This window comes from Acaryochloris marina MBIC11017, assembly GCF_000018105.1.
Classification (GTDB): Bacteria; Cyanobacteriota; Cyanobacteriia; order Thermosynechococcales; family Thermosynechococcaceae; genus Acaryochloris; species Acaryochloris marina.
Genome location: NC_009925.1, coordinates 442,513 through 453,913, shown reverse-complemented (window position 1 = coordinate 453,913; position 11,401 = coordinate 442,513). Strand labels below are relative to the sequence as shown.

At 47.5% G+C, this 11,401-nt stretch carries 7 protein-coding genes; 2 read left to right on the top strand and 5 right to left on the bottom strand.

Annotated features, from left to right (window positions below; all coding sequences use genetic code 11):
- The first annotated feature begins 6 nt into the window (after positions 1-6).
- On the top strand, positions 7-351 hold the full coding sequence (locus AM1_RS37450; protein WP_012161134.1) for a FeoC-like transcriptional regulator: 345 nt from the start codon (positions 7-9) through the stop codon (positions 349-351).
- 162 nt (positions 352-513) lie between these two features.
- Here AM1_RS37450 and AM1_RS02045 read toward each other — a convergent pair whose 3' ends face one another.
- The 5 genes from AM1_RS02045 to AM1_RS02025 all read right to left on the bottom strand — a co-directional run bounded on the left by AM1_RS02045 (position 514) and on the right by AM1_RS02025 (position 10,011).
- Positions 514-3,738: an efflux RND transporter permease subunit gene (locus AM1_RS02045; protein ID WP_012161133.1), complete on the bottom strand. Its 3,225-nt coding sequence runs from the start codon at positions 3,736-3,738 to the stop codon at positions 514-516.
- A 730-nt stretch (positions 3,739-4,468) separates the two neighbouring features.
- Positions 4,469-6,775, bottom strand: a complete 2,307-nt coding sequence (locus AM1_RS02040; protein WP_012161131.1) for a PAS domain S-box protein — start codon at positions 6,773-6,775, stop codon at positions 4,469-4,471.
- Positions 6,776-7,158: 383 nt separating this feature from the next.
- A complete protein-coding gene (locus tag AM1_RS02035) occupies positions 7,159-7,701 on the bottom strand; it encodes an NUDIX domain-containing protein (RefSeq protein WP_012161130.1) in 543 nt (180 codons plus the stop codon).
- An 89-nt stretch (positions 7,702-7,790) separates the two neighbouring features.
- Positions 7,791-9,185, bottom strand: coding sequence for an oxygen-independent coproporphyrinogen III oxidase (gene hemN / locus AM1_RS02030; protein WP_012161129.1), 1,395 nt, complete (start codon positions 9,183-9,185; stop codon positions 7,791-7,793).
- Positions 9,186-9,282: 97 nt separating this feature from the next.
- Entirely contained in the window at positions 9,283-10,011 is a 729-nt protein-coding gene (locus AM1_RS02025) for a biliverdin-producing heme oxygenase (RefSeq protein WP_012161128.1), read from the bottom strand.
- A 321-nt stretch (positions 10,012-10,332) separates the two neighbouring features.
- Between AM1_RS02025 and acsF the strand changes: the two genes are divergently transcribed.
- On the top strand, positions 10,333-11,400 hold the full coding sequence (gene acsF / locus AM1_RS02020; RefSeq protein ID WP_012161127.1) for a magnesium-protoporphyrin IX monomethyl ester (oxidative) cyclase: 1,068 nt from the start codon (positions 10,333-10,335) through the stop codon (positions 11,398-11,400).
- The last annotated feature ends 1 nt before the right edge of the window (position 11,401 follow it).

Here is an 11,401-nt window from a genome sequence, read left to right as displayed (position 1 = left end):
ACCGTTATGATTTTGCAGGACGTTCAAGACTTTATCCATAACGGTCATCTGGTTTCTCTGGCCGAGATGGAGCAACATTTCCATATTGAAGGCCAAGCCCTACAGGCGATGATCCATAAACTGATTCGTAAGGGTCGGGTGCGGCAAGCCCCTGTTCCTACAAAATGTCATGGCTGTACCTTTTGTGATGGTCATGCCCTGACGTTTTATGAATGGGTAGATGAGCAAAATCGCCCTGAACCGCATCATGGGTCCCGATGCTCTATTCCCTGCTGCCAAGATCAACCCATCCATAGCTTAGAACCTGAGCTTTTCAATCAGTACGGTTCAACGTCAAAGAAATTTGGGTGACACTTTCTGCAGTAGATAAATTCTTAAAGCCTATGTCTGATTGTAGTTTTAATTCATTCTGTCAATTCAAAAGTGTTGCCCTTGTTTGGACCGTACCGAACCATTTCTCTCTAGACGTCCACTACGGCAATGTTTGCTCATGAAACAGCTTAACTTCTCCTGTTATGGGTTGGTGAGACTATCAGGATTCCGACATTCACCGTAGTACATGAGTGGAATCACAACTAAGGTCAGCAGGGATGACGCTAGCATTCCACTAAGTAGTGTCCAAGCTAATCCCGACCAAACTGGATCGCTGAGGATGGAGAGGGTGCCTAACATCGTAGTGACACTCGTGAGAAGGATGGGGCGAAAACGAGTCGCCCCTGCTTCGAGAATAGCCAGCTTCAAGTCAGTCCCTTCTCGCAATTTATCCCCCACGAACTCTAGCAAGACGATGGCATTGCGGACGACGATTCCCGCTAAGGCAATCACCCCAATCATGGCTGTGGCACTGAAGTAGACGCCGTTGAGGGAAAAACCAATCAAAATTCCAATTAAGGCGAGAGGAATGCTGCCCAGAATAATCAAGGGCACCTTAAAGCTGCGAAACTGACCGACGAGAATCAGATAAATCAGTAGGACTGCCACCAGCATGGCTAAGCCTAAATCTCTAAACACATCCAGGGTAAGCTTCCATTCACCATCCCACTGAATCCAATAACCCTGGGGTAAAGGATGCCGCCAAAAGTAGACCAATTGATCGATGACAGCATACACAGACGATCGATCGCCCATTTCCCCCATCACATAGCTGACGGCCCGCTGATCCTTATGGAAAATAGGTTGATCGACGGTGGTAGGTTGAAACTGCACCAGTTCTGAGAGGGACACTAAAGCGTCGTTGGCAGTGGGCAGTTGAATCCGATGCAGGTCATCCATACTCTGGCGATTGGCATCTGCAAAGCGGACTTGGATGCCGACGGGACTCAGTTCATCGGCAACTTTCAGGGTGGAGACTTGGGCACCTGCGATCGCAACCCGTAACGTCTGAGCAATCTCTTGGGTTGCCAATCTTGCTCGCTGGGCTTTCTCTCGATCCACGACCAGTCGCATTTGGGGCATTTGATTTTTAACTGAATCGTCAATATCCACCACGGCATCAGTTTGGGCAAAGACTTGTCGCACTTGCTTGGCTAATGCCCGCAGTTGCCCATAGTCAGGACCATACACTTCCGCCAACATCGTTGAGCGAACCGGAGGACCAGGGGGATCTTCCACGAGCTTGACGAGGGCATTATGGCGTGTCGCCATCTGTTCTAACTGGGGACGCAGGGCAAAGACAATGGCTTCTGATTGGCGCGATCGAGCGTCTTTATTCGTGAGATGGACCCGGATATCGGCAAAATGTTCGGCTTGGCGATCTGTGGCTCCTCGCAGCATCCCATTGAAGTCAAGGGGTGACCCCGTACCGACATAGGTTTCAAAATGAGTAATGTCAGTCTCTTGTTGGAGGACAGCCTCTAAATCTTCAACCAGGTGATTGGTGGTCGCTAACTCCGTCCCCAAGGGGGCATCTACTTGCACCAGGAAGGTATCTTTATCGGCTTTCGGCAGCATCCGAAACCGCACCGCCTGAGTCAGGGGTAAGATCATTGTTGCTAAGAGTAATCCCGTCACCCCCAGCAATACAAATCGTCGTCGGGACGCGGAGTCAAGGAGGGGAGCCATCACCCAGCGATAGCCGCGATAAATGCGGGTCTGTTGAATACTGGGCAATGTCTTTGAGTGGGGCTGTAGCTGAATTAAACGTAGGGCTAAAAAAGGCGTCACCGTTACGGCTAGGGTTGTGCTAATCAGCATCGCCACCGGCACATTAAAGGGAATCGGTCCCATATATGGTCCCATCATTCCCGTCACAAATCTCATCGGTAAGAAGGCCAATATAACGGTGATTGTCGATAACAGGATCGGGGTGCCCAGTTCATTAACAGCGCTAATGGCGGCAGCCGTTTTCTGCCGTCGGTCAGATGGCAGCACAGATTCAAAGTGGCGGTGAATATTCTCGGTAACTGCGATCGCATCATCCACCAACGTCCCCAAGGCCAAGATCAGGGCAAACAGGGTAATACGATTAATCGTCTGTCCCGCTAACCAGCCTACGGCTAGTGTCCCCGCTAAGGTCAGGGGAATCACAAAGGCGACAATGGCAGCTTCCCGCCACCCCAGGAACATCACAAGTAGCCCCACGACAGTGGCAATGGCGATCAGCAAACTTTGGTAGAGATCGCCGACGGCCCTGGCAGCGGTCTGACCATCATTCCGGGTAACGGCAATTTGCACCCCCGGTGGCAGTTGGGATTGGAGATCATCCACTCGATCAAAAATCTGCTGGGCAACGGTAACCGCATTCGTGCCTTTTTTCTTAGCGATTCCAATCGTCATCGCAGGCTGGGTGATAAATTCCCCTTGAGCCTGACTGCTGGGGTCTGGATAGGGATTGGCAATATCCCAGTCTGGTCGATAATGAATTCGCGATACCGTGGTGAGATCGCCAAAATCATCCACGACCGCCGCCACATCTTTGAGGTAAATGGGACGGGGATGGCCCTGATCCGTGGCAGTGCCAAAGCCCACCATAATCTCCCCCACATCTGCGGCAGACTGAAACAGATTGCCCCCTTCTAAAAATAGGCGGGTTTCTCCAACAGATACATCCCCCGTGGGCAGTTGGACATTCTCCACCTGGAGTTGCTGACTAATCTGAGCAGGGGAGAGGCGATAACTAGCCAGTTTATCGGGGTCCAAGTCCACCCGAATGGCACGGGGTTTCCCACCCACCATCGTCAAATTGGCGGTGTCTGGAATACTACGTAAATCATTGAGAAGTCGCTCTCCCACTCGACGAAGCTGGTTATCGGTATAGCCTTTCCCTGTCAACGTCAGGGTCACAATAGGAACATCATCGATAATCACTGGTTTGACGAGATAGGACGCCTCTGGGGGCAGTAGATCTTGATGATTGTAGAGATGATTTTGCAGTTTGAAGAGAGAATCTTCCCAGTCTTCCCCCACAAAATACTGCACAGTAATTTTGGCCCCTGAGTTTTGGGAGACGGAATAGAGATGCTCCACTCCTGTGAGTTCTCGCAACTTAGCCTCTATGGGGTTAGTGACCATATTCTCTACCACCTCCGCAGAAACACCGGGATAAGGCAGGATAACCTCAGCCGCTGGAACCACAATTTGAGGATTTTCTTCTTGCGGGGTGAAGACGGCTGCCCCAACTCCAAACAGAACAAGGGCAGCAATCAGCAAAACCGTCACTTGAGAGTTGATAAAGTAAGCCGTAATCCGACCCACAAGGCTCAATTTATGCGACGGAGCAACAACAGAGGAGTGGACCATAACGAAGAGGAATCGCAATTCAGTCTAATTAAATTATATAGCCATATATCTATTTAGCTATATAAAGAGCGTTATGCACACAGGCTGATAGTGAGTTGGCTGCAGGTAGGATAATTCAAAGCACCATCGGCTTGAAGACAATGAGCAGTTGATCAATGTTTACAGAGCAATCAGGTACTCAACGTTTTGGGAATAAACCAGACAGCGTGATGCTAGAACTTGACAACGCCTGACAAATGCATGAAACCTCAAAGGCTGATACTTCGTTAGCCACCAGATCTTGAAATTTCACTCACTGTAATTATCAATAACGATAAATTCGAATAAACCGAAAAAAGCCGTTTTCTGGCTTTGATCAGTATTTTGATGATTATTCAATGTAATTCAAGCCCTTTTTAAGCCCTCATTTGGCGTTTATTGCACCTGCAAAAAGTAGGTTACAGATGCAAGTGGCTGTCGTCAGCATCCAAACAGCAATCTTCTTTGGAGCTGTGGCTGGATCTCATGCCATATCCAAAAGCAGATCCATCATAATTATGTCTCAAACGGACATTGAGGAAAGTCTCAACGTTTTACCAGGCCGCTAGGATATTCGGGTTCACTGAGTGTTGGGTATTCTGTGCATTCTATATTCTGACACCCAGAACAGCTCAGCAATGCTCACAGATTTTCCCATTGTTAGATTTTGTTGACCCGCGTAGTCCCTGACCAAAGGTTGGCACGTCGTTAACTATCTCAAAACCGCTTGAGCCTTCTCCATAATGACGTCATATTGATAAGTGGCCATTAGATACTCCAAAGAAGATTTAAGGGAGTGCTGGTCATCAGGAATGTCTCTAAGCAAGAGATCAAGCATATCTTCATCCAACATAATGGCAGCATCATACAGAAGCTGTATCCAGGAAGGGGGCATGTTGGCTAACTCATCTGCCGAGAGAGAAATCGGATCTGCTGAAGTATGAGATGAATTGGACGTTTTATAACGATAGGTGATATCTAAATGTTGAGCCATTTTCTCAAAAACTTGAGCGGCTTGATAGGGTTTACGAAGATAGTCATCGCACCCAGCTTTGAGCGCTTTCACTTCGTCAGATTCCAGCGCCTGGGCGGTGATGGCAATGATGACAGGTGGATTTGGATTCTGGGATTTGATTAATTGAGTAGCCTCCAGGCCATTTAATACAGGCAGCTGTAAATCCATCCAAATTAAATGGGGTTGCCATGTTCGGTTAAGGTCCACTGCCTCTTGGCCATTCACAGCCTCTTTGACCTCAAACCCCACTACTTCAAGCATCATGAGCAAAATCTCGCGGTTATCAGGATAATCTTCTACGACTAAAACGCGATAGGAGGGAGTATTCTCTGCAAGACCCTCAACGGTTGTCTCAGATATTGCTGGTTCTAGAACAGGCTCACCTGATTCAACTTGAATGTAAAAACTAACGGTTGTTCCTTGCCCCTCAACACTCTCAATGGAAATGTCCCCCTTCATCAGATGGATAAATCTTTGGCAAATGGTTAGCCCCAAGCCAATGCCACCAAATGTCTCACGATTCAACGGGTCTTGAGCAAAGGGTTCAAAAAGTTGAGGTAGTAAATGCCCAGGAATCCCTGGACCTGTATCTTGAATGATGAAATGTAATTCATGGGCAGAGCGCTCCGGTGCCGAAGGCCGCCACTGCACCTGACACACGACACTGCCTCGTTTCGTAAACTTCAAGGCATTACCCAGTAAGTTAATCAAGATTTGCCGTAGTTTTTTAGCATCTGTTCTCACGTATTGGGGAACGTCAGGAGCGATATGAATTTGAAACTGAATGTCTTTGGAATTCGCCTGTAGGGATAATAAGTCTTCCACCCCCTCACAAAGATGGTGCAGATTGACATCTTTGGACTCATAGGCAAGCATTCCTGCTTCAATCTTGGAGAGGGTAATGACTTCGTTGACCAGCGAGAGTAAGTGCTCACCACTGCGAAGGATGACATTGAGGTTAGATTGCTGATCTGACGTAATGCGACGATCTTGAAGCAAGAGTTGACTAAAACCCATGATGCCGTTGAGAGGCGTGCGAAACTCATGGCTCATATTGGCGATAAATCGGCTTTTGGCTTGATTGGCGATTTCAGTGGTTTCAATCGCTTCTTTGAGTTGGCGAGTCCGTTCCTCAACCAGTTGCTCCAGATTGGCGTTGAGGCGCTGGAGTTGTGCTTCTGCTTGTTTGCGCCTGGTAATATCTTGTACTTGGACAATGCAGTAGGGAGGGTAAACCTCTTGGCCATTGACCAGAGATACATTCATCAAAACCCATACCTCATGCCCCTGCTGATGAAGACAGCGTAGCTCTAAGCAGTAGTTGCCAATCTCTCTTGCAACAAGTCGTAGTCGGTTCGTTTCTTCTATGGATCGATCTTTGGGATGGATCATCTCAGTGAGGATGAGATCCATCAGTTTGGTTTGGGGATATCCCAGTAAATGAGCTAGGGCATGATTCACTCTTAGGCACTGACCACTGGGAGACACTAAAGCCATGCCTATAGGAGCATTTTGAAACGCGGCTGAGAATCGCGCTTCGCTTTCGACTAGAGAGGCTTCAGCAGCTTGTTGCGCAGTAATATCTTTGCCAATCCCGAGAAACCCTGTTAAATGGCCTAAATCATTCCTAAGTGCTGTAACAGATAAGCGAACGGGGAACCGACTGTGATCTTTGCGAATCAAGGTCCAGATATTTTCATCGACCATCCCCATACGTGCTTTGACGATAAGGGTCTCCATACCTGGTTCAATGGCATGGCCCAACTCATGGGAGAGGACTTGCGCCCGCTGCTCGACTTCTTCTGGGTCATGAAAGATGATTGGGGTGACTCTATCAATGATTTCCTCAGGTGAATAGCCAAATTGTTTTAATGCTCCTGCATTTAGGGTTTGAATTAACCCATTAATATCTGTTGAAACAATAACGAAATCGGCACTATCTAGAATGGCTTGCTGCCAGGACTGTGAATGCTGAGGCGATGAGGTTACAAAGTCTTCAGTCATATCTTCAACCTTGCCCTTCTCTAGAGATGCGAATGGACAGTCATTGAGCTATTCCTATACCTTATGATTTTCCAATCTTTTGTGAGGTTGAGGCAGCTGAAATTGATATCTCAATAAGCTGCAAGCACAAAATAGGTAGATTTATTGACAGGCCGCTATCTATCTATTATGCAAAAGTTCTACATATTAGATCTTTCAAATATTTTTGGAATAAGTGTAATCTCACATATTTAACAATTTTATTTTTTTTGATGAAATAGATGATTTATATGGCAGCTATTTTAGGAGGGCAAGGCATAGGTCAGTATAGTGTCCTGCATTAAGTTGATTCTTTCCAACTATCCAAGTGCATTCAATGGTTTATTCCAGTTTTTTATGGATTCTTATATCGGCTGATACAGGGACCACTCTAGGTGAATAGCCCGACATTGGAGGCAAAGCAGAACATCTAGCAACGACTGCAGACCTGCACGGGAAACATCATAAGTGGCCCCCACATACTCAGGATCCAGCTGAGTTTGGGGATGCAGTTCAGCCACAACCCCATAGAGATATTGATTCGAGAAAGAACTATTGATTGCCCATCCCTGGTGATTCACAGGCGTGATAGACCTTAAATCGTGGGCATCAATTCCCAACTCTCGTTGGAGAATAACCATCGCTGCATCCTTCGGCGACTGCCCCTCAGCAAGCCGTCCTCCAGGAAAATCTAGGGTCTGAGTGTGCACCCCTGGGCGATACATCGGCGATGCCAAAATCAGCTGCTGATTCAGCAAGGGCAACACAATGACTGAATCTGCTTTTTCAACCCGCCAATATTCGAGTCGTTGTCCCTGGTCAGTTTGCCATTGTTCGCTGATCAGGGTGAGCCATTTAGATCGCAATTCCAAGATGCGATCGCAAACCTGCCAATCTTGAGATGCCATTTATGAGGGTCCAAACGCTGGATCAGCTCATATTAGCGCCATGTCTCCTGAAAGCACCAGCCTCTCTGAAATCCAATCGGTATAGTTCGCTAAATCGATTGTGAGAAACGTTGATCAGCGTGAGATTGTAAATAGATATCGAATACCGCTGCAATATTGCGAATCAGTAAGCGTCCAGTGGGTGTCACCTGAATCTGATTAGGAGATAACTCCACCAGACCATCTGCTGCCAACGCTTGCAGGGCAGTCTTTTCAGATGCGAAATATTGCTCAAAATCTGGGTCAAATTTCAACTGGTACTTTTCTTCAAGCGCTACCTGCGACAGCTGAAACTGGCACATCAGTTCCATAATCACAGCTCGACGCACCTGATCATCCTCACTTAACCCCACCCCTTTGGCAATGGGGAATGGGGTGGTGTCTAAGGCATGGTAATAATCCTTGAGGCGTTTATGGTTTTGGGTATAAACATCCTGGAGCATACTGATGGCCGAGAGCCCAAAACCCAGTAAATCCGACTCCGGTTTAGTCGTATATCCCTGAAAGTTTCGGTGTAGCTGTCCTGCTGTTTGGGCTAAAGCCAACTCATCCTTGGGTTTAGCAAAATGATCCATCCCAATAAAGCGATATCCATTGCCCTCCAGCTGGTCGATGGTCTGCTGCAACATCTCTAGCTTTTCTGCTTTGTGGGGAAGGGCATGGGCAGGCAATTGGCGCTGGACGGGGATTAACTGGGGCATATAAGCAAAGTTGAACACAGCAATCCGGTCAGGATTAAGCTGAATCGTTTTTTGTACTGTGTTGGCAAAGGTCGTCACCGTCTGATGGGGCAAGCCATAGATTAAGTCCACATTTACACTGTCAAAGTCCGCTTCTTGAATCCAGCTGATCACGTTAAACAGCAGTTCCTCAGACTGAATCCGGTTGACAGCAATCTGAACCTGCGGATCAAAATCTTGAATGCCAAAGCTAATCCGGTTGAACCCCAGCTCTCGCAGAAAAAATACCGTGTTGCGATCGATATAGCAGGGATTCACCTCAATAGATATTTCTGCCGCCGGATCGAAAGAGAAGGCATCTTGCAAGGCATTCCAGAGCAGCTCAATTTGGGGCCAACTTAAATAATTAGGCGTTCCTCCCCCCCAGTGGAGTTGGTGAACGTTGCGATCGCTTCCCACTTGTTCAGCCACTTGCCGAATATTCCGGATCAGGTATTGCAGATAGGGATCGGCCACCTGTTTACGCTGAGTGATCACCGTATTGCACCCACAAAAAAAGCAAGGGGTTTCGCAAAAAGGAATATGGCAATAAAGGGATAGGGGAATTTGCTGATCATTTCCCTTTGCCAGGGCTTGCTGGAACCGCTCAGGGGTCAATTCGGAGCTAAATTCTGTGGCGGGTGGATAGCTGGTATAGCGCGGCAAGGGTTGATCATACTTATTCAGTAATCCGAGATCGCAGCGAACTGTAGACAGTAATTCCATAGGGGACTGACCTTATTCAGTAATAGTGGGGGATGGTAGCCCACCTCTCCCAACAATGGGCGGCGGGTCTGGTATGTCACGGTTTGCTTCCTGTCAATCAGGCCACGGAGGGGCGGGCAGGATGGAGGGGAGGACGATTCCCTTGAAGAATGGACTGGAACGCTTCTTCTCCCAGAGCTGCTTGCAAATCGGCTTCTAGGGACTGCATCAAGTCGCAAGTCAGCCGAAAGGCGAGATTCGCTTCCTCCACAATCTGCTGAACTGTCTCTGGTCCAATGGGTAAATGATTTAAAGCATCCCGATAGCGCTGTTTAAATCGCTTTTTGGCCTCTACGGAAGGCAAATCCTCAAAATCGTATAATCGTGTCCCTTGTTTGAGGGGTAACGATAAGGCGGTTCGAGCAATTCTTTGAAGCTGTTGTCCTCCCGATAAATCTCCCATATAGCGAACATAGGCATGAGCAACCAACCGTTCTGGAGCCGTAAGACCTACAACGCCAATGCGAGCCGCATATTGCAAACCCGCTGTCCGAGGACGGATATGCTGCTGCCAATCCTGGCCGTAAAAATACACCAAGTCCTGACGCAGATTATCCTGACGATTCAGAGAAGGCCAGTAAATCTGACCCAAGACTGGATGAGTTTGATGGGAATAGAGCTGCTGCTCCAAACTGCCATAGACAAAATAGAGGTTCACCAGTAGCTCTCGAAACGCGTCTAAGGCGACCATGCCCTTCATCCAGGCCTTCATCAGGGCTGTGTTCTCAGCAAGAACGTGGGCATGCTGGGTCCCTTGACGGAGGGCACAGGCTAAATTACAGCTCATAACGAATTTGACCTCCTGGGCAAATGGGTGTGCACTAGGCACTCCTGTCATCACAAAGGTTTGAGACCTAAATTACTCAAGGAACAGTTCAATAAGAGTAATTTAATAATAACTATATGGTTGTTTAATTGAAATAGCAAAAATTTTTACCGAAATATTGTCTACCCACACCATAAGTTCTGTTTAAAGGACTTTTAAGCCATGTCTCTTTTTATTAAAAAACCATAATGCAAGGTGTTTCTTGTAAATACCCCTTTAAACTACTTCATGGCTATAAAATTATTTAGCACTCCACTTTAGAGCATAAGAGAGCAGATCCCCATGGTTCAAACCGCCCCTCAACCCAGCTCACCGTCTGTTGTCAAGCAGGATGTTCAAGAGAATATTTTGACTCCTCGCTTCTACATCACCGATTTTGAAAAGGCCGCAGCGTTAGATTTATCCGCCCAAGCAGACGGTTTAGAAGCGATGTTGGCGGAGATGAAGGCCGACTATAACCGTTTCCACTTTGTTCGAGATGACGCCTTTGAGCAGTCTTGGGATCACATCACAGGTGAAGAGCGAGAAGCATTTTTAGACTATCTGGAGCGATCCTGCGTCTCTGAATTTTCAGGGTTTTTACTCTTTAAGGAATTATCCCGGCGACTAAAAGGGAAAAGCCCGTTACTGGCAGAGATTTTTAGCTTAATGGCACGGGATGAAGCGCGTCATGCAGGCTTTCTCAATAAGTCCATGGGGGATTTTAAGCTCTCACTGGATTTAGGCAAGCTTACGAAACAGCGGACTTACACCTTTTTCCCCATTGAATGGGTGCTCTATACGGTTTATCTCTCTGAAAAAATTGGTTATTGGCGCTACATCATTATTTATCGGCATTTAGAACAGCACCCCGAACATCACTTTTATCCCTTGTTTAACTACTTCGAAAGCTGGTGTCAGGATGAAAATCGTCATGGCGATATCTTTAAGGCATTGGTGCGATCTCAACCCCAACTGTGGAATACCTGGAAATCGAGATTGTGGAGTCGCTTCTTTCTACTCACGGTGTTTGTCACCCATTCTTTGACCGTGCAGGAGCGCCATACCTTCTATGAAATGTTGGGCCTCGACCCCACGGACTTTGATACGGAAGTGATTCGAAAAACCAATGAAACCGCCGCGCGAGCCTTCCCGGTGTACCTCAACGTGGACCATCCTCAGTTTTTTCCTCGACTGCATCGTTGTAGCGATCGCAACCTTCAACTCAAAGCCATTGACGCAGCGAATCCCCCCAAACTACTCAAGTGGCTACGTAAAGCCCCCCACCTATTAGGCATCATTGGAGATTTTCTACGTCTCTATCTGATTGCACCCCTCAATGCGGAACACCTGCGTGACGAAATTCACTAAA

Coding starts and splice junctions, on each gene's coding strand:
- AM1_RS37450 (WP_012161134.1), top strand. CDS start 7: ATGATTTTGCAGGACGTTCAAGACTTTATCCATAACGGTCATCTGGTT.
- AM1_RS02045 (WP_012161133.1), bottom strand. CDS start 3,738: ATGGTCCACTCCTCTGTTGTTGCTCCGTCGCATAAATTGAGCCTTGTG.
- AM1_RS02040 (WP_012161131.1), bottom strand. CDS start 6,775: ATGACTGAAGACTTTGTAACCTCATCGCCTCAGCATTCACAGTCCTGG.
- AM1_RS02035 (WP_012161130.1), bottom strand. CDS start 7,701: ATGGCATCTCAAGATTGGCAGGTTTGCGATCGCATCTTGGAATTGCGA.
- hemN (WP_012161129.1), bottom strand. CDS start 9,185: ATGGAATTACTGTCTACAGTTCGCTGCGATCTCGGATTACTGAATAAG.
- AM1_RS02025 (WP_012161128.1), bottom strand. CDS start 10,011: ATGAGCTGTAATTTAGCCTGTGCCCTCCGTCAAGGGACCCAGCATGCC.
- acsF (WP_012161127.1), top strand. CDS start 10,333: ATGGTTCAAACCGCCCCTCAACCCAGCTCACCGTCTGTTGTCAAGCAG.